This window comes from Caballeronia sp. LZ024 (assembly GCF_031451455.1).
Taxonomy (GTDB): Bacteria; Pseudomonadota; Gammaproteobacteria; order Burkholderiales; family Burkholderiaceae; genus Caballeronia; species Caballeronia telluris.
Genome location: NZ_JARUXL010000004.1, coordinates 1,031,352 through 1,057,342, shown reverse-complemented (window position 1 = coordinate 1,057,342; position 25,991 = coordinate 1,031,352). Strand labels below are relative to the sequence as shown.

Sequence of the window (25,991 nt, the reverse complement as noted above, 5' to 3'; positions counted from 1 at the left end):
TCCGGGCGTTTGCGCGGACCGGTCGAAATGTTGGGAAAATCGCTCACGCGTGGCGAATATATGACGGCTTGCTTGCCCATGCGCAGTTAGTTAATTGTAACCAGACGTCAGAATGGGAGTCTTAATTTCGCCTTCAAATTCTATAAAATCATTGAATGTTCTCCTTTTACGCTGGACGCAGCCTGTCGTCTGGTTAAGATGCCGGGTAAACCTCGGATTTTATTCAGAATATCCGATCGCGCAACGCACATGATCTCATTATCATTCCGGCGCTTTTTAGAAATCACCATCAAGGTGAACAAAACCAGAGAGGCCGGTTATGAGAGAACTATCAGTATTAGACGAGAAGGAAATTAAAGTGCTTTGTGAACGCGTAAAAACGATAATCATGGCGCATCCCGCGCCGCTGATTCGATTAGCGCGCGATATTGAGAACATTCGGGAATTCGATACACAAGGCGGACCGACGACTCCGCAATTCGATCTGTTGTGCGCCTCGCCGCCTTTCATTGCGGTGTCGGCGCAAATCGTCGAAAGATTCGTGCGCGATTTCGGGCGCGGGCTGTTTCGGCCGCCGTTCAGCTTTTTGCTGCTCGCGCTCGCTGCGACCGGTCCGGTCGCAGCCGCGGAAACGCTCGTGCTACGCGGTCCGCCCATTCATCGGCGTGATCCGCTGCGTGCGCTGATTCGCGGGCTCGAAGCGGTGTTCGCGAACCATCCCGAGGCGCTGTCGATCCCCGTGCGCAAGGTTCTCGCCCCGTACATGCTCAACCCTCCAAGTCCGACCGGGACCGCCTGATCGTTAGGCATCCACGGCGCGCACGGCGCCTCGCAGGCGGTCCGATGCCGCCTGCGCGTTTTCAATAAACGCTTCGACAATTATCGTCAATCCGTCGCCGTATCGCCGTGTGAGCGGTCTGACGTCGCCGTCCCATTCGCATGCCGTTTTTGTTCTATCAGCCAAAACGCTGCGCTGGTGCAATAGCACCATACCCGGAACCCAACGCATCGCAACCAGCAAAGGAAGCCATGAACGTCAGCGTCTTCGATCTGTTCAAGATCGGCATCGGACCGTCGAGCTCGCATACGGTCGGTCCGATGATCGCCGCATGCCGCTTCGCGTCGCACATCGAAGACGCCAACCTGCTCGCTTTCGTGCGTCGCGTGAAGGTCGAGCTGCTGGGCTCGCTCGGCGCGACGGGCAAGGGCCACGGCACCGACAAGGCCGTGCTGCTCGGCCTCGAAGGCAATCTGCCCGACGTCATCGATCCGGACATCATCGAGCCGCGCCTGCTCGCGATCCGCGAGACGAAGCAGCTAACGTTGCTCGGCAAGCACGTCGTGAAGTTCGACGAACGCGAGCATCTCGGCTTCTTTCGCAAGCTGATGCCGGGCGCGCCCGGATCGAGCATCGTGCATCCGAACGGCATGCGCTTTCAGGCGTTCGACGAGAACGGCCAGTTGCTCGTCGAGAAAGAGTATTACTCGGTCGGCGGCGGCTTCGTGATCAATCGCGAAGGCGATCGCGTGAACGGTCTGCGCGCGGGCGCCGAAGTGCCGCATCCGTTTCGCACTGGCGACGACCTGATGCGCGTGTGCCGCGAAACGGGTTTGTCGATCGCGCAGGTCACGATGAAGAACGAATGCGCGTCGCGCACTGAACAGGAAGTGCGCGACGGCATGCTGGCGATCTGGCGCACGATGGCTGCGTGCGTCGAGCGCGGCTGCAAGGTGCGCGGCGAACTGCCCGGTCCGATGAAGGTGAAGCGCCGTGCCGCCGATCTCAGCACGCAATTGCGCTCACGTTCGGAAGAGTCGCTGCGCGATCCGCTCTCGATGCTCGACTGGGTCAACCTCTACGCGATGGCGGTCAACGAAGAGAACGCGGCGGGCGGGCGCGTCGTTACGGCGCCGACCAACGGTGCGGCCGGCGTGATCCCGGCGGTGCTGCACTACTACGTGAAGTTCATGCACAACGCGAACGACGAAGGCATCGTCACGTTCCTGCTGACGGCGGCCGCGATCGGCATCATCTACAAGGAGACGGCGTCGATCTCGGGCGCGGAAGTCGGTTGCCAGGGCGAAGTCGGCGTCGCGTGCTCGATGGCCGCCGCCGCGCTAGCCGCCGTGATGGGCGGCACGCCGACGCAAGTCGAGAACGCCGCCGAAATCGGCATGGAGCACAACCTCGGCATGACTTGCGATCCGGTTGGCGGGCTCGTGCAGATTCCGTGCATCGAACGCAACGCGATGGGCGCGATCAAGGCGCTGAACGCAGCGCGCATGGCGATGAAGGGCGACGGCCAGCATTACGTCTCGCTCGACAACGTCATCAAGACGATGCGCGAAACCGGCGCGGACATGAAGACGAAATACAAGGAGACGTCGCGCGGTGGTCTCGCCGTGAACGTCATCGAGTGCTGAATCCAGCAAGCCCAAGCAAGCCACGAAGGAAAGGAAACATCATGAGCCGTTATTCGATCTTCAGCCTGTTGCGCAACGGGATGTCCTATCACGAGAACTGGGAGCGTCAGTGGAAGAGCCCGGAGCCGAAGCGCGAATACGACGTCGTGATCGTCGGCGGCGGCGGTCATGGGCTTGCCACTGCGTATTACCTCGCGAAAGAACATGGGATTCGCAACGTCGCGGTGCTGGAGAAGGGCTGGATCGGCGGCGGGAATACGGCGCGCAACACGACCATCGTGCGTTCGAACTATCTGTGGGACGAATCGGCCGCGCTGTACGAGAAGGCGATGAAGCTGTGGGAAGGGCTTTCGCAGGACCTCAACTACAACGTGATGTTCAGCCAGCGCGGCGTGATGAACCTCGCGCATACGTTGCAGGACGTGCGCGATACCGAGCGCCGCGTGAATGCGAACCGGCTGAACGGCGTCGATGCCGAGTTCCTTACGCCCGCGCAGATCAAGGAACTCGAACCGACTATCAACCTGAACAGCCGCTATCCGGTGCTGGGTGCGTCGATCCAGCGTCGCGGCGGCGTCGCGCGTCACGATGCGGTGGCGTGGGGCTTCGCGCGCGGCGCGGATCAGGCTGGCGTGGATATCGTGCAGAACTGCCAGGTCACGGGCATCCGTCGCGACGGTAGTCAGGTGACGGGGGTCGAGACGACTAAGGGCTTCATCAAGGCGAAGAAGGTCGCGGTGGTCGCGGCGGGCAACACGTCCACGCTCGCAGACATGGCGGGCATTCGTCTGCCGCTCGAAAGCCATCCGCTTCAGGCGCTCGTCTCCGAGCCGATCAAGCCAGTGGTCAACACGGTGGTGATGTCGAACGCGGTGCACGCGTACATCAGCCAGTCCGATAAGGGCGACCTCGTGATCGGCGCGGGCGTCGACCAGTATGCGGGCTTCGGGCAGCGCGGCAGCTTCCAGACGATCGAAGCGACGCTCGAAGCGATCGTCGAGATGTTCCCGGTGTTCTCGCGCGTGCGCATGAACCGGCAATGGGGCGGCATCGTCGATCTTTCGCCGGACGCCTGCCCCATCATCAGCAAGACCGACGCGAAGGGACTCTACTTCAATTGCGGCTGGGGCACGGGCGGCTTCAAGGCGACGCCGGGCTCGGGCTGGGCATACGCGCACACCATCGCGAAGGACGAGCCGCATGCATTGAACGCGGCGTTCTCGCTCGACCGCTTCTATACCGGTCATCTGATCGACGAGCACGGCGCTGCTGCCGTCGCCCACTAACGCGAACGCACAGGAGCATACACATGCTGCTGATCGAATGCCCCTGGTGCGGGCCGCGCGCCGAAACCGAATTTTCGTGCGGCGGCGAAGCCGACATCGCGCGACCGCTCGACACCGACAAGCTCACCGACCGCGAATGGGGCGACTACCTCTTCATGCGCAAGAATCCGCGCGGCGTGCATCGCGAGCAATGGATGCACGCGCAAGGATGCCGCCGCTGGTTCAAGGTGCAGCGCGACACGGTGAGCTACGAGATTCAAGGCCATGAGACGTTCGACCGTCCGCTGGCCGTCATGGATAGCAACGAGGGCACGACGAAATGAGCCAGAAAGACCGACTCGCCACGGGCGGGCGCATCAACCGCGCGAACCCGCTGACCTTCACGTTCAACGGCCGCACCTATCAGGGTTTTCAGGGCGACACGCTCGCGTCCGCGTTGCTCGCGAACGGCCAGCACTTCGTCGCGCGCAGCTGGAAGTATCACCGGCCGCGCGGCATCGTGACGGCGGGCGTCGAGGAACCGAACGCCGTCGTGCAACTCGAAACCGGTGCCTACACGGTGCCGAATGCGCGCGCGACCGAGATCGAGCTGTATCAGGGACTCGTCGCGACGAGCGTGAACGCGAAGCCGAACATCGAGAACGATCGCATGGCGGTCAATCAGAAGATCGCGCGTTTCATTCCGGCGGGCTTCTACTACAAGACGTTCATGTGGCCGCGCAAGCTCTGGCCGAAGTACGAAGAAGTGATCCGCGATGCGGCGGGTCTCGGCCGCGCGCCCGAGCAGCTCGACGCCGATCGCTACGACAAGTGTTTCGCGCATTGCGACGTGCTGGTGGTCGGCGGCGGACCGTCGGGGCTGGCGGCAGCGCATGCGGCGGGGATGTCCGGCGCGCGCGTGATGCTCGTCGACGATCAGCACGAACTCGGCGGCTCGCTCATGTCCTGCCGCGCGGAGATCGACGGCAAGCCGGCGCTGCAATGGGTGCAGCGCATCGAAGCCGAATTGCGCAAGATGCCCGGGGTCAGGATTCTTTCGCGCAGCAACGCCTTCGGCTATCAGGACCACAACCTCGTGACGATCACGCAGAAGCTCACCGACCATCTGCCGGTGTCCATGCGCAAGGGCACGCGCGAGCTGATGTGGAAGGTGCGCGCAAAGCGCGTGATCCTCGCGACGGGCGCGCATGAGCGCCCCATCGTCTTCGGCAACAACGATCTGCCGGGCATCATGCTGGCGTCGGCCGTGTCGACTTACCTGCATCGGTTTGCGGTGCTGCCGGGGCGCAACGTCGTCGTGTTCGCGAACAACGACGACGGCTACCAATGCGCGCTCGATCTGAAAGCGGCGGGTGCGCAGGTGACGGTCGTCGATCCGCGCGCCGGCGAGTCGAAAGGCACGCTGCCCGCGCTCGCACGACGCCACGGCGTCAAGGTGATGACCGGTGCTGTCGTCACGGCGGCGCATGGCAAGCTGCGTGTTGCATCCGCCGATGTCGCCGCGTACTCGAACGGCACGGTCGGCGCGAAACAGGCCGAACTGAACTGCGATCTGGTTGCGATGTCGGGCGGCTGGAGCCCCGTGCTGCACCTCTTCGCGCAGTCGGGCGGCAAGGCACACTGGCACGACGAGAAAGCGTGCTTCGTGCCGGGCAAGGCGATGCAGGCGGAGAGCAGCGTCGGCGCATGCGCGGGCGAATTCACGCTGGCGCGCGGCATCCGCTTCGCGGTCGATGCAGGCGTCGACGCGGCGCGCGCGGTGGGTCACATCGTGACGCGTCCGAACCCGGTGCATGTCGCCGAGATCACCGAAGCGCCGATGCAGCCGCTGTGGCTCGTCGGCGGACGCGAACTCGCGACGCGCGGGCCGAAGCAGTTCATCGACTATCAGAACGACGTCTCCGCCGCCGACATCTTCCTCGCCGCGCGCGAAGGCTTCGAATCCGTCGAGCACGTGAAGCGCTATACCGCGATGGGCTTCGGCACCGATCAGGGCAAGCTCGGCAACATCAACGGCATGGCGATTCTCGCGCAGGCGCTCGGCAAGACGATTCCCGAAACCGGCACGACGACCTTCCGCCCGAACTACACGCCGGTCACGTTCGGCACGTTCGCCGGGCGCGAACTGGGCGAGTTCCTCGATCCGGTGCGCAAGACGGCGGTGCACGAATGGCACGTCGAAAACGGCGCGGCGTTCGAGGATGTCGGCAACTGGAAGCGTCCCTGGTATTACCCGAAGGCGGGCGAGGACATGCACGCGGCCGTCGCGCGCGAATCGCTCGCGGTGCGTCAGAGCGTCGGCATACTCGATGCCTCGACGCTCGGCAAGATCGACATTCAGGGCCCGGATTCCGCGAAGCTGTTGAACTGGGTCTATACGAATCCGTGGAGCAAGCTGGAAGTCGGCAAGTGCCGCTATGGCCTGATGCTGGATGAGAACGGCATGATCTTCGACGACGGCGTGACCGTGCGCCTCGCTGACCAGCACTACATGATGACGACCACGACCGGCGGCGCGGCGCGCGTTCTCACGTGGCTCGAACGCTGGCTGCAAACGGAATGGCCCGACATGCGCGTGCGCCTCGCCTCGGTGACGGATCACTGGGCGACGTTCGCGGTGGTTGGTCCGAACAGCCGCAAGGTATTGCAGAAGGTCTGTCACGACATCGACTTCGCTAACGTCGCTTTCCCGTTCATGAGCTATCGCGAAGGCACGGTCGCGGGCGCGGCATCGCGCGTGATGCGCATCAGTTTCTCGGGCGAACTCGCTTATGAAGTGAACGTGCCGGCGAACGTCGGACGCGCGGTGTGGGAAGCGATCATGGCGGCGGGCGCCGAATTCGACATCACGCCATACGGCACCGAAACGATGCACGTGCTCCGTGCGGAGAAGGGCTACATCATCGTCGGCCAGGACACGGACGGCTCGATGACGCCCTACGACCTCGGCATGGGCGGCCTCGTCGCGAAGTCGAAGGACTTTCTCGGCAAGCGTTCGCTCACGCGTTCGGACACGTCGAAGGCGGGGCGCAAGCAGTTCGTCGGCCTGCTTTCCGACGATCCGACGATCGTCATTCCCGAAGGCTCGCAGATCATCGCGGGTCCTTTGCAGGGCGAGACCGCACCGATGCTCGGACACGTCACGTCGAGTTACTACAGCCCCATTCTTAAGCGCTCGATCGCGCTTGCCGTCGTGAAGGGCGGCCTCGACAAGATCGGCGAATCGGTCACGATCCCGCTCGCGGGCGGCAAGCAGATCGCAGCAAAAATCACCAGCTCGGTGTTCTACGACAGCGAAGGAGCACGTCAACATGTGGAATGAAACTAGAGGTTCGTCGACGGTCGTGGATCGCGCCATCGCGGGCCAGGGTGTGTGGCAGGAGTCGCCGCTCGTCGGTGTGGACGCGCTGCTGAAGAAGCATCAGGCGACTTCATCGAAAGCGTTTCGTCTTTCCGAGCGGCCGTTTCTCGAACTGGTGATCGTGCGCGGCGACACGCGCGATGCCGCGTTCATGAGCGCAGCGGAAAGCGTGATCGGCTGCCGTCCGCCGGAGAAGCCGAACACGATCGCGCAAGGCAATGGCTACGACGTGCTGTGGCTCGGCCCCGATGAATGGCTCGTGCGTTCGGCCACGGCGCACGATGCATCGCGCACGGCACCGTTGCAAGGTAAGCTGATTGCGGCGTTCAAGGGCGTGTTCGCGTCGGCGGTGGATAGCGGCAGCGGCTACACGGTGCTCGACATCACCGGCACGCGCACGCGCGAGGTGCTGTCGCGCGGCTGTCCGCTCGACCTGCATCCGAAGCTGTTCGCTCGCGGTCAATGCGCGCAGAGCCATTACTTCAAGGCATCGCTGACGCTCGTGCCGACTGGCGACGACAGCTTCGAACTGGTCGTGCGCCGCAGCTTCGCGGACTACTTCGTGAAGATCATGCTCGATGCGGCCGAGCCGCTGATGTCGTGAAGCCGTTCGAAGCGTTGTCTACGGGAGGACGCGGCTGGCGCATCGTCGTCGATGAGCTGGTGGTGGAGACGCGCGTCGGGCTTTACGAGCACGAATACCGTGCGCCGCAGCCGGTCGCGATCGATGCGAGCCTGATCTACCGCGGCGCGCCCGACGAGGCGTGTTCGCATCTGCTCGACTATGAAGCATGGTGCGAGCGCGTGAGCGCGTATCTGACTGCCAAGCCGCATACGCGCCTGCTGGAGATGCTCGCGTTGGAGATCGCGGCGCTGTCGTTCGAAGCGTTTCCAGCGCTCGATGCGATCACGCTGTTGCTCTACAAGCCGAAGATTCGCGAGGGCACGCGGCGGCTGGGTATCGAACTCGACTGGCGGCGCGCGGACTTCGAGGCGTGGTCAATGCGGGAGCGTTCACGTCATGCTGTCGATGCGCATTGAAACGTCGCGGCTCTCCGAGCTTGCCTGCAAGCAACGCGACGTGCGTGCGGCGGTGGCCTTGCTTGAACAGAGCATCGCGCTCAAGCATCGGAAGATCGCGTTGATCCGGTATCTGCATGCGCAGTATCTCGGGGCGCCGCTCGACGAGCGGCATCACGAGTATGCGCGCAGGGTGGCCGCGCGCCTCAGTCATGAAGCACTGGCGCGGGTCGCGCTCGCCGCGAGGGCGCGCCTCCGTTGATGTCGCATGAACACTAGCCGGCGACGCATTTCTTCCATCACCCCCTTTAATGTCGGCATCTACTGAACAGGCCCAACTTGTCCGCGGCGCGCGTCCGCAAAAGGAAAAGCCATGTCAACTGCCGTCCCGCCGCGCGCAAGCGCCGCTGCCCGACTCGAACGTCTGCCGCTTTCAGGCTACCACCGCACCATCTTCATCATCATCGCCATCGCGTTCTTCTTCGACTCCGTCGACCTCGGCACGATGACGTTCGTCCTCGGTTCGATCAAGACGGAGTTCGGCTTGTCCACCGCGACCGCCGGCCTTGTCGCGAGCGCCAGCTTCTTCGGGATGGTGATCGGCGCGGCTGTGGCCGGCCTGCTCGCGGATCGCTTCGGACGCCGCCCCGTGTTCCAGTGGAGCATGGTCCTGTGGGGCCTCGCGTCGTATCTCTGTTCGACCGCGCATAGCGTCGAGGCCCTGATCTTCTATCGCGTGCTGCTCGGCGTTGGAATGGGCATGGAGTTTCCGATCGCGCAAACGCTGCTCTCCGAGTTCGTGCCCGCCGCCTCGCGCGGACGGCTCATCGCGTTGATGGACGGCTTCTGGCCGCTCGGCTTCATCGCGTCGGGCGTGGTCTCGTACTTCGTGCTGCCGCAGTTCGGCTGGCGCACCGAGTTCGCGCTGCTCGCGATCCCGGCCGTGTTCGTGCTGATCGTGCGGCGCGTCGTGCCGGAGTCGCCGCGCTGGCTCGAACATTGCGGACGTCTCGCCGAAGCGGACAAGGTGCTCGCTGAAGTCGAAGCGAAGGTGATGAAAGCGCGCGGCCTGCGCGCGCTGCCCGCACCCGCGATGCTGAACGAACCGCCGGCGCCGAAAGGCACCGGCGCGTTCCGCGAGATCTGGAGCGCGGCGTATCGGCGGCGTACCGTCATGGTGTGGATGCTGTGGTTCTTCGCGCTGCTCGGCTTCTACGGCCTCACGTCCTGGCTCGGCGCGCTGATGCAGCAGGCAGGCTTCGCCGTGACGAAGTCGGTCCTCTACACGGTCCTGATCTCGCTCGGCGGCGTGCCCGGTTTTCTCTGCGCGGCGTGGCTCGTCGAACGCTGGGGACGCAAGCCGACCTGTATCGCATCCCTCGTCGGCAGCGGCGTGATGGCCTACGTGTACGGACAGACCGCCTTGCACGCGGAAACGCGGACGCTTCTCATCTGCGCGGGCCTCGCGATGCAGTTCTTCCTCTTTGCGATGTGGGCGGTGCTTTACACCTACACGCCGGAGCTCTACGGCACTGGTGCACGCGCGACGGGGTCCGGTTTCGCGTCGGCGATCGGCCGCGTGGGTTCGCTGATCGGACCGTATGTGGTGGGCGTCGTGTTGCCCGCGTTCGGGCAGGGCGGCGTGTTCTCGCTCGGCGCGCTCTGCTTCGTGATCGCGGCGGCGGCGGTGTGGGTGCTCGGCATCGAGACACGCGGACTCGCGCTGGAGACGCTCGTATCGGAAGCGGTCGAGTCCGATGCGAGCGGCGTGCTGAGACCCGCGCGCGAATAAGACAAGGAGCCGCTCCGCCAGCGGCTCTTTCGACATTCAAAGCACAGCGAACTCCTACTTCGTCGCCTTCGCCCCGTTCGCGACGAAGTAGGGCGTCTGAATAAGAATTTCATATTGAACGTCCAATCAATAAAAACGCAGAGGATCGCGCGTGTCGCAATCGTTCAAACCCGTGTCGCGTTGCGCGTAACTCTTATGGTGCGTGCGGCGCTACGCTCGTTGAACGGGGCGTGACGTGAAGTCGCGTCGGCCGTCCACGAGACATGGAGACGAACAATGAGCAGCAATCGCGGCGTCGTGTATTTAGGGCAGGGCAAGGTGGAAGTGCAGTCGATCGACTATCCGAAGATGGTCGATCCGCGTGGCCGCGACATCGGCCACGGCGTCATTTTGAAAGTCGTCAGCACCAATATCTGCGGCTCCGACCAGCACATGGTGCGCGGCCGGACCACGGCCGAAGTCGGCCTCGTGCTCGGGCACGAAATCACCGGCGAAGTGATCGAAATCGGCCGCGATGTGGAAACGCTCGCCATCGGCGATCTGGTCTCGGTGCCGTTCAACGTCGCCTGCGGACGTTGCCCGACGTGCAAAGCGCAGCACACCGGCGTGTGCCTGAACGTGAATCCGTCGCGGGCGGGCGGTGCGTATGGCTATGTCGACATGGGCGGGTGGATCGGCGGACAGGCCGAATACGTGATGGTCCCGTATGCCGACTTCAATCTCCTGAAGTTCCCCGACCGCGCGCAGGCGATGTCGAAGATCCGCGACCTGACGTGCCTCTCCGACATCCTGCCGACGGGCTATCACGGCGCGGTAATGGCGGGCGCGAAGCCGGGCGCGACCGTCTATATTGCGGGCGCGGGGCCGGTCGGGATGGCGGCGGCGGCTTCGGCGCGTCTGCTCGGCGCGGCGTGCACGATCATCGGCGACATGAACGAGGAGCGTCTCGCGCACGCGCGCAAGATGGGCTTCGAGACCATCGACCTTTCGAAGGACGCGACGCTCGGCGAGCAGATCGAGCAGATTCTCGGCAAGCCGGAAGTGGACTGCGCGGTGGATTGCGTCGGCTTCGAGGCGCACGGCCACGGCAGCAGCGGACACAACGAGGAAGCGCCCGCGACCGTGCTCAATTCGCTGATGGAAATCACGCGCGCAGCGGGCGCGATCGGCATTCCGGGCCTTTACGTCACCGACGATCCGGGCGCCGCCGACGCCGCCGCGCGCAGGGGAAGCCTGAGCATTCGCTTCGGACTCGGCTGGGCCAAGTCGCATTCGTTCCATACGGGACAGACGCCCGTGATGAAGTACAACCGCAACCTGATGCAGGCGATCCTGTGGGACCGGCTGCCGATCGCGGATATCGTGAATGTGTCGGTGGTGTCGCTCGATGAAGCGCCGGAAGGCTACCGGAAGTTCGATGGCGGCGCGCCGCGCAAGTTCGTCATCGATCCGCACGGGCTGCTGAAAGCCGCCTGAGCGGCGCGCGGGCGGCCGCGTTCGCGGCGGCCCGCTTGAACGCGCGTCTTAGCGCTTGGTCAGCATCGCATACATTTCGATGACCGTATCGGGCGAGAACGTGAACGGCACCCAGCCGTGGCCGGTGTGACGCAGCACGAGCAGACGGTCGCCGTTCGACTGCTTCTGCGTCGCCATGGCCGGATTGCGCGTGGCGGCGAAACGCCAGCCCGGCGCCAGGCCGCCGGGCTGTTCCACCGTCATCGAAGCGCGCGCGTTCGCGAGTTCCTCGATCAGGCGCGACACGCCCTCGGGATTGAGCAGCACCGACTGTCCGCCGATCGACATTTCGATTACGTCGCGGTCCGGGCGCGACACGTTCAGCATCGGTTTTTCGTCGACAGCGCTTTCAGCGCGTGTGACGTCGGCTTCGGTTTGTGCGGCCGGACCGGCGGATTCGGTATCGACAGGCGTGGTGGCGGCCTGGATGAGTTCATCGAGGCTCAATTCCAGTGCGCCGAGCTGGTCTTCTAGTTTCATGCGATTGCCTTGCGTCTCGTGTGCCTTGCTATCCAAGGCCGCGATTTTACCCGCTGCATCCCCGCGTCGTCCCTACACGTTGTAACAAAATGCGCGTAGCGCCTTGATCCGAGGCAGTCCTTACGCGCCGTCAGGGCAGAACTACCGACGCGTGCGCGATAGCCTCAGGACGATCGGTCGGGCCCCGGATTCACCTCGCGGCAAGTCGGACTGTCTGTGCGTAGTCGCACAATGGGTGCCATTCTGATCCGTTAGCCTTTTCTGGTCATCAACCCAAGCCGCACGCTTTCCTGTTGCAGCCCTGCACGAAACAACTGGCACGAAAAAGGGGCACGCCGGACGGGAAGCTGCGGCGACCGGAGACCGAGATTGCCCAAGCTCATGTCAGTTATCGTGCCGGCCTACAACGTCGAGGGATTCATTACCGCCGCGCTCGATTCGCTTCTTTCGCAACCGAGGGCGGCGGAGGTCGAACTCATCATCGTCGACGACGGCGCCACCGATTCGACCTTCGAGCGCATCGAGGAAGTCCGCCACCGCCATGCCGACAAGGACATCAAGGTGATCCGGCAGAAGAACGGCGGGCTGAGCGTCGCGCGCAACGTCGGCATCGCGGCGGTGACGACGCCGTACATCGGCTATCTCGATGCCGACGACCTGCTGCACCCCGATTTCTGCGAGATCGTCCTGCCGCTGGTCGAGCAGCAGGCGGCCGACATCATCGAATTCGATGTTCGCGTGATGAATCTCGAAGGCGAACTCGTCGATCACCTCAAGCTGCTGCCGCCGGGCGCTTCGGGGTTCATGCCGGGCGGCACGCCCGCGCTGATGGAGTTTGCCAACGTCTGCCAGAACTTCGCGTTTGCGCGCGTGTATCGCCGCGAACTGTGGAACGGCGTGCCTTTTCCGCCCGGCCGCGTGTACGAGGATTTCGCGGTCATTCCCGGCATCTATACGAAGGCGCGCAGCCTGTATCGCGTGCCGGAGGAGCTTTATATCTACCGGCGCCGGCGCGACAGCATTACTTATCGGGCGAGCAGTTTCACCGTGCATTGCCTCGGCCTTTGCGCGGAAGAAGCCCTCGAACGCAGCGACGAAGACAAGCCGAACGAAGCCTACTGGATGACGATCTTCGACAAGGCGTTTCGTTACATGTGTCTGGAGGCGTCGAAGACGCCTGGCAAGGATCAGCGGGAGGCGGAAGCGCGCGTGCGCAGCGTCGCGGACAAATATCGCGAGCATGCGGCGGGGCGGACGTTGCCGCCGGTCGTCAAGTATCGCCGCAAGCTGTTTCTGGACCGGCGCGTCTTTCAGGCGAAGCAGATCGTGAAGCGGTTCGTGCTGCGGGCGGCGTGAAGGCGGCGTGAGGACGCGATACGAAGGCGCATCGCGCATAACGATTGTCTGAGGCAACGGGTATTCCTTGACTAGATTACTGCCGAGGCGAGTCGCTCGCCCGCCGCAACGATCGAACCGGCCGATCCCGACACCGGGCGTCGGCGGGGCAAAGGAGTACACGCTATGCGCGCATTCATCGTTCGCCCCTTCGGCACGAAGCGGGGAATGGACTTCGACCTTGTCGGCGAGTCGCTCATCGGGGCCGCGCTGACGCAATGCGGCATAGAAGGCCGGACGACCTCGGAGATCATGAGTCCCGGCAACATCCGCGAGTCGATGTTCGAACTGCTCCTGACCGCCGACATCGTCATCGCGGACATGACGCTGCACAACGCGAACGTCTACTACGAACTCGGCATCCGCCACGCGTTGCGCGACCGGATCACGGTGCTCTTGCGCGGCGTCGGCGGCGAGCTTGCCGAACTGGCGCCCGACGCCGTGCCCTTCGACCTGCTGACCGACCGCTACGTGGCGTACCCGATCGGCAATCCGGCCGAAGCGCTCGGCAAACTCGTCGCGGCGATCAGTCAGGGCTCGGCCTCGTTCGCGTCGGACAGCCCCGTCTTCAAGCTCCTGCCGAAACTTCGCGCGCCCTCGCCGGACGACTTCCTCGCGGTGCCGGTCGGCTTCAAGGAATGCGCCGATCGCGCCATCGAGCGGGCGAGCAAGTATGCTGGAACCGATACGCGCGATCTCTACTGGGGCGACCTCGCGCTGCTGGCCCGCGAAGCGCGCTCGTTTCCGTGGGCGAGGGCGGGTTTGCGCCTGATCGGCCGCAAGCAGTTCGATCATCAGCGGCACGTGGGTGCGCGGGCGACCTGGGAGGCGATCCTTCGCAACGACGAGTCCGACCTCGAAGCGAACCTGAAGTTGAGCACGATCTATCAGAAGCTCGGCAACTACAACGCGTCGAACGATGCGGTCGAACGCATTCGGGCGCGCACCGATCTGGCGCCTAACCTGCGCGCCGAAAAGCAGGCGCTGCTCGGCAGCAATCTGAAGGTGCAATGGCTGGAATCGCTCAAGGCTTCGCCGCCGGAGAGCACGCTGGAGTCGGCGCTCTTCGCCGATTCGCTCAAGGCCTACGAGGAAGGCTTCAGGGCGGACCGCAACCACTACTACTCGGCGATCAACGCGCTTGCGCTCACGGTGATCCGGCGCGAACTCGCAGAGCTTTATCCGCAGCAGTGGGAACTGGGTCAACCCGACGACGACACCCTCGAACCGGGCGAGATGGCGTCCCGGGAATTCAATCGGGTGAAGGAGCGGATCGAGTGCCTGAAAGCCGGCGTCGCGCTCGCGCTCGAAAGCGCGGACGAGTTCGAATCAGAGCAGAACGCCGTCTGGCGCGCCTTCACCGCCGCCGACCTGCGCTGCCTCGTCAGCAGCGATCCGCGAAAGGTTGGGCTGGGCTATCGGCAGGTCATCGAGAAGTACAGGGACGCTTTTCCGTTCGCGATCGACTCCGCGCGGGCACAGCTCAACTTGTTGCAAACGGTCGGCGTGCTGAAGGACAACGTCGCCGCGGGGCTCGCGGCTTTTCCGCCCGTCGTGAAAGCTGCCGCCGGGGCGCCGGCCAGCGCGCGCGGCCGGATCGTGCTCTTCGCGGGCCATTGCGTCGACCCATCCGGGCGGCAGAATGCGCGCTTTCCGCGCACGCCGGAGGCGAGGCAGGCGGCGGCGCAGGCCATCGATGCGAGATTGCAGCGCGTGCGCGCGCGCCCGGCCGGCGTGGCACTCGGGATGGCAAGCGGGCGCAGCGGTGGCGACATCCTCTTTCACGAAGCCTGCAAGGCAAGCGGTATCCCGACATGGCTATATCTCGCGCGGCCGTCGGCGTACTTCACGAATCTGGCGGTGAATCCCGCCGACGACGACTGGGCCGGCCGCTTCTACACGCTGCTCGACGAGCGCGGCGAGGCGTGTCGCGTGTTGCAGGATCTCGACCCGGACGCCGATCCGCAAGCGGGCGTGCCCAAGTGGTTCGCACAACAGCCGCCCTACGACGTCTGGCACCGCAACAGCGCCTGGATGCTGTTCAATGCGCTCGCCTTTGGCCCGGACCGCGTGACGATGATCCTGCTCTGGGACAAGGACCCCGCCGGCAACGACTCCGGCGTCACCGGGCGGCTCGTCGATCTTGCGGAGGAGATCGGCGTCGAAGTCGACGTCATCGACAGTAAGACCGTGTTCGGACTCGCCTGAGGCCTGCGTCAGCGAGCGAGATAGCCGTTGCTTCGGAACCAGTCGAGCGCGTCGCGCAGGCCTTCGCGGTACGGCCGCGCGCGATAACCCAGATCGCGTTCGGCTTTCGCGGACGTGAAGTACATCTTGTTCTTCGACATGCGCAACGCGTCGATGGTCACGAGCGGCTCGCGTCCGGTGAACTTCGCGACCATCTCCGCGCCGATGGCGAGCGGATAGAGCGGGCCGCGCGGCAACTTGATGGTGGGCGGCTTGCGGCCCGCGAGCACGGCGATGTCGGCGAGCATCTGCTGCAGCGGCAGATTCTCGCCGCCGAGGATGTAGCGCTCGCCGATCACGCCGCGTTCGAGCGCGAGGAAATGGCCCGCCGCGACGTCGTCGACGTGCACGAGATTCAGGCCCGTGTCGACGAACGCGGGAATCTTGCCGGTCGCGGCCTCGACGATGATGCGCCCGGTCGGCGTCGGCTTGACGTCGCGCGGGCCGATCGGCGTCGACGGATTCACGATCACGGCCGGCAGCCGGTCGTTCGCGACCATCCGCTCCACCGCGCGCTCGGCCAGCACCTTGCTGCGCTTGTACGCGCCGATGGTCTGGCCCGGATCGGCGGGCTTCGTCTCGTCGACGATCACGCCCGCGCTCGTCACCTTCAGCGTCGCGACGCTGCTCGTGTACACGATGCGCTCGACGCCCTCGGCCAGCGCCGCGCGCATCGTGGCTTCGGTGCCGGTGAGGTTCGCGCGCTCGATCTCGCTCGGGTCCGGCGCCCAGATGCGGTAGTCGGCGGCGACGTGAAACAGGAAGCGCACGCCCTTCAACGCGGCGCGCATCGACGCTTCGTCGCGCATGTCGCCGAGCACGACTTCGGCGTCGAGCGCTTCGATGTTCTGCCGCGAACTGGTCGTGCGCATCAGCACGCGCACGTCGAAACCGCGTTCGACGGCGATCCGCGCGACCGCCGATCCGACGAACCCGGACGCGCCGGTGACGAGCACGCGGCCCCTTGAAAAATCGGTCATTCTTTCCTCTTCTGTGCCTTCCGCTAATGGTCTGCGGGTAACTTCTGCGGACCTCCGGCGCCCGTTGAAACGCCCGCGGACCTAGGTGTGACAAGGACTTGCGGGACGTGCTATGGTCCGTGCCTGCCGCTTCCGGGCCATGCGCGCGGTCCCAAACAAAAAGCCAACAGCCTATGTCCAAAGACAGTCGAAACCTCTCCGTCTGGCTCTACTTCGCCATTTCGATCCTGCTCGTCACGGTCTTCCTGATCGACTGGCTCACGCCGATGCGCGTTGCGATCTGGGTGTTCTACGTCCTGCCGGTCGTGATGTGCATGTGGACCGATCGCCCGATCGTGCCGGTCGCGACCGCGAGCGCCGCTTCCGTGCTGGTCGTCGCGGGCTATGTGCTCACGAACAGCAGTGAGGCCGCCAACACCGACGTGCTGTCGATCAACCGCGCGATGGGCATCTTCGTGCTGATCGTGCTGGGCGCGGTGGCCTACCTCTATATCAAATCGCGGCTGAGCGTACAACGCATCGCGTGGCTGCAGCAAGGCGTCGCGCAGATCGGCTTGCAGATGCGCGGCGAGCAGTCGCCTGCTTCGATCGGCGCGAGCATCCTGCGTTCCCTCGTGCCATACGTCAATGCGAAAGTCGGCGTGATCTACGCGCTCGACGGCGACGAACTCACGCGCATCGCGTCCTGGGCGCTGCCGGGCGAAGACGCCGCGCCGCGCACGATCAAGCGTGGCGTCGGGCTCGCCGGCCAGATGATCGACGACAAGCGCGCGCTCGAGTTGCGCGACGCGTCGGGCCATTATCTCAGGGCGGGCTCGGCGCTCGGCTCGGCGAGCGCGTCGAAGATCGTGATGGCGCCGCTCTTCGCGGATGGCGAACTGGCGGGCGTGATGGAAGTGGGCTTCCTCGGCGACGACAACCGTTTCGACGATACGCGCGAAGTGCTGGAGATGGCCTCCGAAAGCATGGGCATGGCGCTGCGCTCCGCGCGTTACCGCTCGCGGCTGGTCGAGCTGCTCGAGGAAACGCAGCGTCAGAGCGAAGAGTTGCAGGTTCAGCAGGAAGAACTGCGCGTGTCGAACGAGGAACTGGAAGAGCGCGGGCGCGCGCTGCTCGATTCGCAGGCGCGGCTCGAAACGCAGGCCGCCGAGCTCGAACAGACCAATGTGCAGCTTGAAGAGCACGCGCAGCATCTGGAGCGTCAGAAGGCGGAACTGCTGCGGGCGCAGCAGGAACTGTCCGCGAACGCGCTCACGCTCGAACGCGCGAGCCAGTACAAGTCCGAGTTCCTCGCGAACATGTCGCACGAACTGCGCACGCCGCTCAATAGTTCGCTGATTCTCGCGAAGCTCCTGCAGGACAACAAGCACGGCAACCTGACCGACGAGCAGGTGCGCTACGCCGCGACGATCCATTCGTCGAACAGCGATCTGCTCGCGCTCATCAACGACATCCTCGATCTTTCGAAGGTCGAAGCCGGGCAGATGGACGTGCAGTTCGCGCCCGTCGCCGTCGATTCGATCCTGCAGTCGCTCAGGCAGTCGTTCGCGCCGATCGCGCAGAACAAGGGCGTCGAGTTCGTGACCGGGCACGGCGCGGGCGTGCCGCAATACTTCGTCACCGACAATCAGCGCCTCCTGCAAGTGCTGCGCAATCTGCTGTCGAATGCGTTCAAGTTCACCGAGCGCGGCCAGGTGACCGTGGCCGTCGAAATGGCGGGCGACGACGCCCTGCGCTTTGACGTGCGCGATACGGGCATCGGCATCGCGGCCGAAAAGCAGGACCTGATCTTCCAGGCATTCCAGCAAGCCGACGGCACCACGAGTCGCAAATACGGCGGCAGCGGCCTCGGCCTCTCGATCTCGCGCGAATTCTCGCGGCTTTTGGGCGGTTCGGTGAAGGTATCCAGCGAAGTCGGCAAGGGCAGTGTGTTTTCCGTGACCCTGCCGATCGAGGCGCGCTCAGGCACCGTGACCGCGAAGGTCGACACGAGCGGCAATTCGATGCAGCCGGCGGCCGGCGTCATGCAGTCCGCGCCCGTTTCCGCGCTCGCGGCGATGGCGTTCGCGCCTGCGCCTGCGCAGGCCGCGCCGGTTCGCGATGCGCCGCCGGCACCCGCGCCCGCACCCGCGACGCCCGCGCCGAGCCCGATCGCCGACGACCGCGCGAATCTCCAGCGCCCGGACCGCGTGATTCTCGTGATCGAGGACGATCTGCCGTTCGCGAACATCCTCTACGATCTCGCACACGAACTCGACTTCGACTGCGTGCACGCGACCACGGCGACGCAGGGCGTGGAACTCGCGCGCGACCTGCAGCCGAGCGGCATCCTGCTCGACGTCGGCTTGCCGGACCAGTCGGGCCTGACGGTGCTCGAATGGCTGAAGCACGATCCGCTCACGCGCCACATTCCGATCCACATCGTGTCCGCGACCGATCACGCCGACGTCGCGCTGCATCTTGGGGCGATCGGCTATACGCTCAAGCCGAGCGCGCGCGAGACGCTCGCGGGCGCGATCCGCAAGCTCGAGGCGCGTTCCGCGCAGGGCATGCGGCGCGTGCTGGTGGTCGAGGACGATCCGGTGCTGCGCGAGAGCATCCATGCGCTGCTCGCGAGCGAGACGGTGGAGATCGTCGAAGCGGGCACGGTGGCGGGCGCGCTCGACGAGATGGCGCGCGCGACGTTCGATTGCGTCGTGATGGACCTGGCGCTGCCGGACGGCTCGGGATACGAATTGCTGGAGCGTGTCTCGACGAGCGGCGAGCACGCGTCGCCGCCGGTGATCGTCTATACGGGGCGGATGTTGTCGCAGGAGGAGGAGCAGCGTCTGCGGCGATATTCGAAATCGATCATCATCAAGGGTGCGAAGTCGCCGGAGCGCTTGCTCGACGAGGTGACGCTCTTCCTGCACAGCGTCGAGAGCGCGTTGCCGCCGGAGCAGCAGCGGATGCTGCGGGCGGCGCGCCAGCGCGACGACGTCTTCGAGGGACGCACGATTCTTCTCGCCGAAGACGACGTGCGCAATATTTTCGCGCTGTCGCATGTGATCGAACCGCTCGGCGCGAAGCTGGAAATCGCGCGCAACGGACGCGAGGCGCTCGAAGCGCTCGCGCGGCATCCGGATATCGACCTCGTGCTGATGGATATCATGATGCCGGAGATGGACGGGCTGACTGCGATGACCGAGATCCGCAAGCAGCCGGAGCATGCACGTTTGCCCATCATTGCGCTGACTGCGAAGGCGATGCCTTCGGATCGGCAGAAGTGTCTGGGGGCCGGCGCCGATGACTATATTTCCAAACCGATCGATGTCGACAAGCTGGTCTCGCTGTGTCGGGTCTGGCTGCGGTGAGGTTTGGGGCTCGTCTGCCGTTCAACACCGTTGAGCAACCTGACCACCCAACAACGAGCGCCAACGATCGATCAAGTGTCAGAAAACCACGAAGCAACGACGACCTCGTCCACATTCGACATCGAGCTGAAGCTCGTGCTGGAGGCGATCTACCTGCGCTATCAGCACGACTTCCGGCACTATTCGGTCAGTTCGGTGCGGCGGCGCCTCACGCAGGCGCTCGCGGACCTCGGTATTCCCACGCTCTCGCAACTGCAGGAGCGCATCCTGCGTGACCCCGCGCTTTTCGCGCGCCTGTTTCAGTACCTCACGGTGCAGGTGAGCGAGATGTTCCGCGACCCGCAGTACTTCCGCGCGATCCGCGAACAGGTCGTGCCGATTCTGCAGACCTATCCGTCGATCAAGGTTTGGGTCGCCGGGTGCAGCAGCGGCGAGGAACTGTGGTCGCTCGCCGTGCTTTTCGCCGAAGAGAAGATCGCCGATCGCACCGTGTTCTACGCCACCGACATCAACGCCGACGCCCTGCGCCAGGCCGAAAGCGGGATCTATCCGCTCGACCGGCTGGCGGGCTTCAGCCAGAACTATCTGGCCGCGGGCGGCAAGCGCTCGCTGTCGGACTACTACCACGCGGCATACGGCGCGGCGAAGTTCTCGCAGACGCTCAAGTCGCGCGTCGTGTTCGCAGACCACAGCCTCGCCACGGACAGCGTGTTCCTCGAAGCGCATCTCGTGTCGTGCCGCAACGTGCTGATCTATTTCGACCGCGCGCTGCAAGACCGCGCGCTCGGGCTCTTCAGCGAATCGCTCGTGCGGCGCGGCTTTCTCGGCCTCGGCAGCAAGGAGAGTCTGCGCTTTTCCACGCACGCCGCGAACTTCGCCGAGTTCAACGCCCGCGAACGCATCTACCAGAAGGTGTAACGATGAGCCCGACATCCGAAGCGTCCGCTTTCGATCCCGCCTCGGTCGAGGCCGTGGTGATCGGTGCGTCGGCGGGCGGTATCGAGGCGCTCAACCGCCTGCTGCCCGAACTGCCGGCCGATTTCGGCGCGGCGATGCTCGTCGTCGTGCACATGCGCGCCGACGTGCCGAGCCTCCTGCCGGAACTCTTCGCCTCGCGTTGCAGGCTCGCGGTGGCCGAGCCGAACGACAAGGACGCGATCGAACCGGGCACCGTCTACGTGGCGCCGCCCGGCTATCACATGCTGGTCGAGCCCGACCGGACGATCGCGCTGTCCATCGACCCGCCCGTGCGCTTTTCGCGGCCGTCGGTGGACGTGCTGTTCGAATCGGCCGCGTATGCCTACAAGAGCGCGCTGCTCGGCATCGTGCTGTCCGGCGCGAACGACGACGGCGCGCGCGGCGCGCTCGCCATCCGCGAAGCCGGCGGCCACTGCTGGGTGCAGGACCCCGCGACGGCGGGCGCGTCCGCGATGCCCCAGGCTGCGATCGCCAACGGCGCAGCCAACCAAATAATGACGCTCGACGACATGGCGGCGCTTCTCTCCGCCGGCGTCGGGCGCGCGCGACCTGGAGCCAACCGATGACGCAACCCATCCACGTCCTGATCGTCGACGACATCCGGAACAACATCACCGCGCTGGAGGCGTCGCTGGCGCGGCCGGACGTCTCGGTGCTCAAGGCGGAATCCGGGCCGGCCGCGCTCGAACTGCTGCTCAAGCACGAAGTCGCGCTCGCGATCCTCGATGTGAACATGCCCGGCATGGACGGCTTCGAACTGGCCGAACTGATGCGCGGCAGCCCGCGCACCGCGCGCGTGCCGATCATCTTCCTGACCGCGACCGCGCAGGACACGGGCCGCACGTTTCGCGGCTACGAAGCGGGCGCGGTGGACTTCCTCTACAAGCCCTTCGATTCGCGCATCCTCAATTCGAAGGTCGACGTGTTCATCCAGATCGAGCGCCAGAAGCAGCAGCTCGCGGCCCAGCTCTCGACCGTGCAGCAACTGCTCGATGCAAACGAGATGCTGATGGCCGTGCTCGGCCACGATCTGCGCACGCCGCTGTCGGCGGTGATCGCGTCGGCGGAATATTTGTCGCGCTTCGTGCAGGACGAGAACGTCGCGAACATCGGCACGCGCATCAAGTCGAGCGGCATGCGCATGGTGCGCATGGTCGACCAGCTGCTCAACCTCGCGCGCCTGCGCGGCGGACGCGTGACGCTGCAACCGCGCCCGGTGGAACTGATGACGCTCGCGCGCAATATCGTCGACGAATACGAGGCGCGCGTCGGCAAGGGGCGCATCTTCATCTTCCGCGACGGCGACACGCTCCTGCAAGGCGACGGCGATCTGCTCTCGCAAGTGTTCTCGAACCTGATCGGCAACGCGCTGCAGCACGGCCGCGACGGCTCGGCGATCCAGGTGCGGCTCGACGGCAGCGCGGCCGACGAACTTGTGATTTGCGTGCAGAACGCGGGCGAAATCCCCGCCGACGTACTGCCGACGATCTTCGCGCCGTTCCGCTCCGGACGTTCGCAGCAGGAATCGGGCGGGCTCGGGCTCGGTCTCTACATCACGCACGAGATCGCGCTGATGCACGGCGGCAGCGTGAAGGCGCGCTCGACCAACGACTCGGGCACGACCTTCGAAGTCACGCTGCCGCGCGCGCCGCGTCCGCGCGTGGGACGCACGGAGCCGGCGCAGCCGTTCAGGCTCAGTTGAAGCCGGCGGCGGGGCCTGTTGCACGCGGATCGCGCGCCTTGTCTAAAATGCCGCGTTGAAACGCGACTATGCGACTACGCGGCAACGACTCTGGAGAATGCACCATGCCCGGCCCCGATCTCGACACGAAAATCGAAACCTACTACGTACACGTGCGAGGCGTCGTGCAGGGCGTCGGTTTCCGGCACCACACGGTGCGGCGCGCGCACGCGCTCGGCGTGCGCGGCTGGGTCGCGAATCTCGATGACGGCTCGGTCGAAGTGATGGTGCAGGGCGCCGCCAACCAGGTCGACCTGATGCTCGAATGGTTGCGACGCGGGCCGCCGCATGCCCGCGTCACCGAATTCGTCAGCGAAGAGCGCTTCATCGAAAAGCGCTTCGAGCGTTTCGAGCAGCACTGACGCCAGCCGACGGGCCGACGATCAGGCTTGCGCCACCAGCAGGCTTTCCGCGAATCCCCAGGCGTCGTCGCGCCATTGATGCGCGCAATCGAAGCCCGCGTCGGCGGCAAACGGCGCGACTTCTTCAGCCGCGTACTTGTGGCTGCTCTCGGTCCAGATCGTCTCGCCTTCCCGGAACTCCACCCGCAAGTCCGACGCCCGCACGTGCGCCGTGAGCGCGCGCTTCGCGCGCAAATGCATCTCGATGCTGCGCGCATCCGGATTGAAGCGCGCGACGTGCTCGAATGCATCGAGCGGGAAGTCGCCGTCGAGTTCGCGGTTGATTCGCGCGAGCAGGTTCAGGTTGAACGCCGCGGTCACGCCGACCGGATCGTCGTAGGCGGAGATCAAGGTCGGCAGCGGCTTCATCAGGTCGGTGCCGAGCAAGAGCGCGTCGCCGGGCTTGAGCATGCCGCGAATCGAGCACAGGAAGCGCGTCGCCGCGAGCCGCGAGAAATTGCCGATCGTGCTGCCGAGAAACAGCACGAGCAGCGCTTCGCCATCGCGCCGCTTCGCGCTCACTTCCGCGAGGCCGGCCAGATAATCGCGTTCGTAGCCGACGATCGAAATGCGTTCGATATCGCCGAGTTCGCGATGGCACAACTGCAACGCGGTGCGCGAAATTTCAATCGGGTAGTAATGCGTGGGCTGCTTCTTACAAAGCGCCTCCAGAATGCGGCGCGTCTTGCGCCCGCTGCCGCTGCCGAGTTCCGCGACCTTCACATGCTGCGGCAAGGCTGCGACGATATCGGCGGCGTGGTCTTTCAGCACACGTTCCTCGGCGCGCGTCACGCCGTATTCGGGCAGCGACGTGATGACTTCGAAGAGTCCGGAACCGATTTCGTCATACAGATACATCGACGGCAGTTCTTTCTGCGGATGGTGCGTGAGCCCGTCGTGGACGGCTTCGGCAAAGGCGTTGGGGAATTGCGGGGATCGTGCGGGCTGGATCATGACGTCTCCGTGATGCTGCGTTTTTTTCCGGCCGGCGGGGCGAACCGTGACGATTTGCCCGGCGCACGACGCGGCGCGGCTTGGGTGTTCAGACGTGAGCGGTGGCCCGTGGGCGCCGGCTCCCGGAATGCGGAAGCGGTGAAGCTGCCGCGCAAAGCTGAAGATTTCCGCTCGCGATGCCGACGCGGCGAACGGCCAAAGTCATCCGTTGAAGCAAGAAGCGGGCACGATCTGGCGACGGCTGCCGGGCGTGTGGAGAGAGCGTTTAAAATGGCGGACCTTCGCCCCTTCCACTTCCTTCCCGCAAGCCACGCAATGAATCAACCTGTCCTCGGGCGCGGCATCGCGTTGTCGGTGGCCGCGTCCGCGCTTTTCGCGCTGATGTCCGGCTATTCGACGTGGCTCGCGCCGCTCGACGGCCTCGACATCTTCGCCTGGCGCATCGTGGGGACGCTGCCCGGCGCGCTCGCCCTGGTCGCGTTGACGAAGCGCTGGCCGACACTATGCGCGCTTCTCGCAAAGCTTGCCCGATCGCCGCTTTCGCTTGCCGGATTCGGCGCGGCGGCGGCGCTCCTCGGCGTGCAACTGTGGATTTTCCTGTGGGCGCCGCTTCACGGACGCGCGCTTGAAGTCTCGCTCGGCTACTTCCTGCTGCCGCTCGTGATGGTGCTGGTCGGGCGCTTTCACTATCGCGAGCCGCTCGACGGTTTCCAGTGGGCTGGCGTCGCTTTCGCTACTGTCGGCGTCGTGCATGAACTCGTGATGACGCACGCGTTCTCCTGGCCGACGCTCGTCGTCGCGCTCGGCTATCCGCCATATTTCATGCTGCGGCGCAAGCTCCACGCGGACCCGCTCGCGTCGTTCGCCATCGAAATGATGCTGCTCGCGCCGTTCGCATTCGCGATGCTCGTCGTGCGCGATTCGCTGGCCGTCGTCGAGGCACGGCCGGTCCTGTGGCTGCTTCTGCCGGGACTCGGCGTGCTGAGTACCATCGCGCTCGGGTCCTATTTGCGCGCGAGCCGCTATCTGCCGATCGCGCTGTTCGGCGTGCTCGGCTACGTCGAGCCGGTGTTGCTGGTGGGCGTCGCGGTGCTGTTGCTTGGCGAACCGTTCTCGATGCAGCAGATCGGCACCTATGTACCGATCTGGATCTCGGTGGCGCTGACCGCCGTGCACAGCGCGCGTCTCGTGCGACGCGAACGCGCGCGGCGGCGCGAACTGCCTGTCGCGGAACAGCATTCGAGCGCGGAACACGAAAGCGGCGCCGTGCTCGAACCGGTGGAATGAAAGGCCGAAGCGGCTAGTCGGAGACGTGCGTCCCGCGTGCGAGCCGCGCCTCGATCGCATCGTGCAGCGGGCGCCGCATGCCGAAGCCGAACAGCGCTTCGGCCAGCACGAAGAGCGGACCGATCAGAAGGCCGACGATATCGTCGACGAAAGCGGGCTTGCGATGCTCGTAGCGGACATGTCCGACGAACTGGAACGCCCAGCCCACCACGAACAGCCCGACGCCGATGGCGAGCCAGAGCGGCGTCGGCTGCGCTGCCGTCCATTGTCCGAACGCCGCGCAGCACGCGGCAAACACGCCCATGCCGATGCCGAGCGGCACGTCGAGCGCGAGGTAGTAGAACGTGGCCGTGGCAAAGAGAAGCCACGCGGGCGTGAGGGCGAACGTGCCGGCAAGCGGCCACGAAGGTCGCGAGAGCAGCGCGGCGAGCGCGAGCACGATCATTGGAATGCCGACGAAATGGGTCGCGACATTGCGTCGGTCGCGATGATAGGCGGCGTATTGCGCAAGCTGGTCGGCGAGCGTTCGCATGAAGTCTGTCTCCTCATTTTGTTTGTTTGCTCAGATCATAAGGCAGGTGCGCGCTGCCAATGCCGCTTCACCGGCGCGTTTTTACATGGTCTTTCCCGAGTTTCCCTGCCGCCCGCTCCGTGCACGGCCGCGCGCCCATTGTTCGCGCGGCTCGACAGTTTTTTGTAATGCTGGCGCACTGCTTGCTTAGACAACCGGTTACTCCTGCGGAGCGCGGTCCGACTACTGCGCGCCGTCAGCCGCCA

The 25,991-nt window shown here is 64.9% G+C and carries 22 protein-coding genes; 18 read left to right on the top strand and 4 right to left on the bottom strand.

Features of this window, described 5'->3' with window-relative positions:
- The first annotated feature begins 388 nt into the window (after positions 1-388).
- The 10 genes from QCE48_RS27115 to fdhA all read left to right on the top strand — a co-directional run bounded on the left by QCE48_RS27115 (position 389) and on the right by fdhA (position 11,359).
- Positions 389-799, top strand: coding sequence for a hypothetical protein (locus QCE48_RS27115; protein ID WP_309783615.1), 411 nt, complete (start codon positions 389-391; stop codon positions 797-799).
- Positions 800-1,029: 230 nt separating this feature from the next.
- Positions 1,030-2,424 (top strand): L-serine ammonia-lyase, encoded by a 1,395-nt coding sequence (locus QCE48_RS27110; RefSeq protein ID WP_309783614.1) that lies wholly within the window; start codon positions 1,030-1,032, stop codon positions 2,422-2,424.
- Between the two features lie 41 nt (positions 2,425-2,465).
- Complete coding sequence (locus tag QCE48_RS27105; RefSeq protein WP_309783612.1) at positions 2,466-3,710, top strand: sarcosine oxidase subunit beta family protein; 1,245 nt, start codon at positions 2,466-2,468, stop codon at positions 3,708-3,710.
- 23 nt (positions 3,711-3,733) lie between these two features.
- The gene (locus QCE48_RS27100) at positions 3,734-4,033 is read left to right on the top strand and encodes a sarcosine oxidase subunit delta (protein ID WP_309783610.1); all 300 of its coding nucleotides are present in this window, start codon (positions 3,734-3,736) and stop codon (positions 4,031-4,033) included.
- A complete protein-coding gene (locus tag QCE48_RS27095; protein WP_309783609.1) occupies positions 4,030-7,032 on the top strand; it encodes a sarcosine oxidase subunit alpha family protein in 3,003 nt (1,000 codons plus the stop codon). Before QCE48_RS27100 ends, QCE48_RS27095 begins: the two co-directional genes overlap by 4 nt.
- The gene (locus QCE48_RS27090) at positions 7,022-7,675 is read left to right on the top strand and encodes a sarcosine oxidase subunit gamma (RefSeq protein ID WP_309783607.1); all 654 of its coding nucleotides are present in this window, start codon (positions 7,022-7,024) and stop codon (positions 7,673-7,675) included. The genes QCE48_RS27095 and QCE48_RS27090 overlap by 11 nt, the downstream gene beginning before the upstream one ends.
- Complete coding sequence (locus QCE48_RS27085; RefSeq protein WP_309783606.1) at positions 7,672-8,112, top strand: dihydroneopterin aldolase; 441 nt, start codon at positions 7,672-7,674, stop codon at positions 8,110-8,112. The genes QCE48_RS27090 and QCE48_RS27085 overlap by 4 nt, the downstream gene beginning before the upstream one ends.
- Positions 8,093-8,353, top strand: a complete 261-nt coding sequence (locus tag QCE48_RS27080) for a hypothetical protein (RefSeq protein ID WP_309783604.1) — start codon at positions 8,093-8,095, stop codon at positions 8,351-8,353. The genes QCE48_RS27085 and QCE48_RS27080 overlap by 20 nt, the downstream gene beginning before the upstream one ends.
- Positions 8,354-8,464: 111 nt before the next feature.
- The gene (locus tag QCE48_RS27075) at positions 8,465-9,883 is read left to right on the top strand and encodes an MFS transporter (protein WP_309783602.1); all 1,419 of its coding nucleotides are present in this window, start codon (positions 8,465-8,467) and stop codon (positions 9,881-9,883) included.
- Positions 9,884-10,159: 276 nt separating this feature from the next.
- A complete protein-coding gene (gene fdhA / locus QCE48_RS27070) occupies positions 10,160-11,359 on the top strand; it encodes a formaldehyde dehydrogenase, glutathione-independent (protein WP_309783600.1) in 1,200 nt (399 codons plus the stop codon).
- A gap of 48 nt (positions 11,360-11,407) precedes the next feature.
- Here fdhA and QCE48_RS27065 read toward each other — a convergent pair whose 3' ends face one another.
- A complete protein-coding gene (locus QCE48_RS27065; protein ID WP_309783599.1) occupies positions 11,408-11,878 on the bottom strand; it encodes a hypothetical protein in 471 nt (156 codons plus the stop codon).
- A 381-nt stretch (positions 11,879-12,259) separates the two neighbouring features.
- Here QCE48_RS27065 and QCE48_RS27060 point away from each other — a divergent pair, with 381 nt between their 5' ends.
- Positions 12,260-13,234 carry a glycosyltransferase family 2 protein gene (locus QCE48_RS27060; RefSeq protein ID WP_309783598.1) on the top strand — a complete coding sequence of 325 codons (975 nt, stop codon included), beginning with the start codon at positions 12,260-12,262 and terminating at the stop codon, positions 13,232-13,234.
- Between the two features lie 207 nt (positions 13,235-13,441).
- Positions 13,442-15,481, top strand: coding sequence for a tetratricopeptide repeat-containing protein (locus tag QCE48_RS27055; RefSeq protein ID WP_309783596.1), 2,040 nt, complete (start codon positions 13,442-13,444; stop codon positions 15,479-15,481).
- Between the two features lie 8 nt (positions 15,482-15,489).
- Here the strand turns inward: QCE48_RS27055 and hpnA are convergent, their stop codons facing one another.
- Complete coding sequence (gene hpnA / locus QCE48_RS27050; protein ID WP_309783595.1) at positions 15,490-16,500, bottom strand: hopanoid-associated sugar epimerase; 1,011 nt, start codon at positions 16,498-16,500, stop codon at positions 15,490-15,492.
- A gap of 173 nt (positions 16,501-16,673) precedes the next feature.
- On the opposite strand from hpnA, the gene QCE48_RS27045 reads away from it, so the two are divergent.
- From QCE48_RS27045 to QCE48_RS27025, 5 genes are all read left to right on the top strand, one after another.
- Entirely contained in the window at positions 16,674-19,853 is a 3,180-nt protein-coding gene (locus QCE48_RS27045) for a response regulator (protein ID WP_309783593.1), read from the top strand.
- A gap of 75 nt (positions 19,854-19,928) precedes the next feature.
- Complete coding sequence (locus QCE48_RS27040; protein WP_309783592.1) at positions 19,929-20,771, top strand: CheR family methyltransferase; 843 nt, start codon at positions 19,929-19,931, stop codon at positions 20,769-20,771.
- 2 nt (positions 20,772-20,773) lie between these two features.
- The gene (locus QCE48_RS27035) at positions 20,774-21,397 is read left to right on the top strand and encodes a chemotaxis protein CheB (RefSeq protein WP_309783589.1); all 624 of its coding nucleotides are present in this window, start codon (positions 20,774-20,776) and stop codon (positions 21,395-21,397) included.
- The gene (locus QCE48_RS27030) at positions 21,394-22,533 is read left to right on the top strand and encodes a hybrid sensor histidine kinase/response regulator (protein WP_309783586.1); all 1,140 of its coding nucleotides are present in this window, start codon (positions 21,394-21,396) and stop codon (positions 22,531-22,533) included. The genes QCE48_RS27035 and QCE48_RS27030 overlap by 4 nt, the downstream gene beginning before the upstream one ends.
- 104 nt (positions 22,534-22,637) lie before the next feature.
- Entirely contained in the window at positions 22,638-22,934 is a 297-nt protein-coding gene (locus tag QCE48_RS27025) for an acylphosphatase (RefSeq protein ID WP_309783584.1), read from the top strand.
- Positions 22,935-22,955: 21 nt separating this feature from the next.
- On the opposite strand, the gene egtD is transcribed toward QCE48_RS27025, so the two are convergent.
- Positions 22,956-23,927: an L-histidine N(alpha)-methyltransferase gene (gene egtD / locus QCE48_RS27020; protein WP_309783582.1), complete on the bottom strand. Its 972-nt coding sequence runs from the start codon at positions 23,925-23,927 to the stop codon at positions 22,956-22,958.
- 315 nt (positions 23,928-24,242) lie between these two features.
- On the opposite strand from egtD, the gene rarD reads away from it, so the two are divergent.
- Positions 24,243-25,214: an EamA family transporter RarD gene (gene rarD / locus QCE48_RS27015; RefSeq protein WP_309783581.1), complete on the top strand. Its 972-nt coding sequence runs from the start codon at positions 24,243-24,245 to the stop codon at positions 25,212-25,214.
- 13 nt (positions 25,215-25,227) lie between these two features.
- Here the strand turns inward: rarD and QCE48_RS27010 are convergent, their stop codons facing one another.
- On the bottom strand, positions 25,228-25,746 hold the full coding sequence (locus QCE48_RS27010) for an Mpo1-like protein (RefSeq protein ID WP_309783579.1): 519 nt from the start codon (positions 25,744-25,746) through the stop codon (positions 25,228-25,230).
- Positions 25,747-25,991: the final 245 nt, after the last annotated feature.

What these genes read in the sequence shown, in the direction of transcription:
- QCE48_RS27035 (WP_309783589.1), top strand. Translation starts at nt 20,774, where the DNA reads ATGAGCCCGACATCCGAAGCGTCCGCTTTCGATCCCGCCTCGGTCGAG.
- QCE48_RS27110 (WP_309783614.1), top strand. Translation starts at nt 1,030, where the DNA reads ATGAACGTCAGCGTCTTCGATCTGTTCAAGATCGGCATCGGACCGTCG.
- QCE48_RS27010 (WP_309783579.1), bottom strand. Translation starts at nt 25,746, where the DNA reads ATGCGAACGCTCGCCGACCAGCTTGCGCAATACGCCGCCTATCATCGC.
- QCE48_RS27055 (WP_309783596.1), top strand. Translation starts at nt 13,442, where the DNA reads ATGGACTTCGACCTTGTCGGCGAGTCGCTCATCGGGGCCGCGCTGACG.
- egtD (WP_309783582.1), bottom strand. Translation starts at nt 23,927, where the DNA reads ATGATCCAGCCCGCACGATCCCCGCAATTCCCCAACGCCTTTGCCGAA.
- QCE48_RS27105 (WP_309783612.1), top strand. Translation starts at nt 2,466, where the DNA reads ATGAGCCGTTATTCGATCTTCAGCCTGTTGCGCAACGGGATGTCCTAT.
- QCE48_RS27030 (WP_309783586.1), top strand. Translation starts at nt 21,394, where the DNA reads ATGACGCAACCCATCCACGTCCTGATCGTCGACGACATCCGGAACAAC.
- QCE48_RS27045 (WP_309783593.1), top strand. Translation starts at nt 16,674, where the DNA reads ATGTCCAAAGACAGTCGAAACCTCTCCGTCTGGCTCTACTTCGCCATT.
- hpnA (WP_309783595.1), bottom strand. Translation starts at nt 16,500, where the DNA reads ATGACCGATTTTTCAAGGGGCCGCGTGCTCGTCACCGGCGCGTCCGGG.
- QCE48_RS27060 (WP_309783598.1), top strand. Translation starts at nt 12,260, where the DNA reads ATGTCAGTTATCGTGCCGGCCTACAACGTCGAGGGATTCATTACCGCC.
- QCE48_RS27025 (WP_309783584.1), top strand. Translation starts at nt 22,638, where the DNA reads ATGCCCGGCCCCGATCTCGACACGAAAATCGAAACCTACTACGTACAC.
- rarD (WP_309783581.1), top strand. Translation starts at nt 24,243, where the DNA reads ATGAATCAACCTGTCCTCGGGCGCGGCATCGCGTTGTCGGTGGCCGCG.
- QCE48_RS27115 (WP_309783615.1), top strand. Translation starts at nt 389, where the DNA reads ATGGCGCATCCCGCGCCGCTGATTCGATTAGCGCGCGATATTGAGAAC.
- QCE48_RS27065 (WP_309783599.1), bottom strand. Translation starts at nt 11,878, where the DNA reads ATGAAACTAGAAGACCAGCTCGGCGCACTGGAATTGAGCCTCGATGAA.
- QCE48_RS27095 (WP_309783609.1), top strand. Translation starts at nt 4,030, where the DNA reads ATGAGCCAGAAAGACCGACTCGCCACGGGCGGGCGCATCAACCGCGCG.
- fdhA (WP_309783600.1), top strand. Translation starts at nt 10,160, where the DNA reads ATGAGCAGCAATCGCGGCGTCGTGTATTTAGGGCAGGGCAAGGTGGAA.
- QCE48_RS27100 (WP_309783610.1), top strand. Translation starts at nt 3,734, where the DNA reads ATGCTGCTGATCGAATGCCCCTGGTGCGGGCCGCGCGCCGAAACCGAA.
- QCE48_RS27080 (WP_309783604.1), top strand. Translation starts at nt 8,093, where the DNA reads ATGCTGTCGATGCGCATTGAAACGTCGCGGCTCTCCGAGCTTGCCTGC.
- QCE48_RS27090 (WP_309783607.1), top strand. Translation starts at nt 7,022, where the DNA reads ATGTGGAATGAAACTAGAGGTTCGTCGACGGTCGTGGATCGCGCCATC.
- QCE48_RS27075 (WP_309783602.1), top strand. Translation starts at nt 8,465, where the DNA reads ATGTCAACTGCCGTCCCGCCGCGCGCAAGCGCCGCTGCCCGACTCGAA.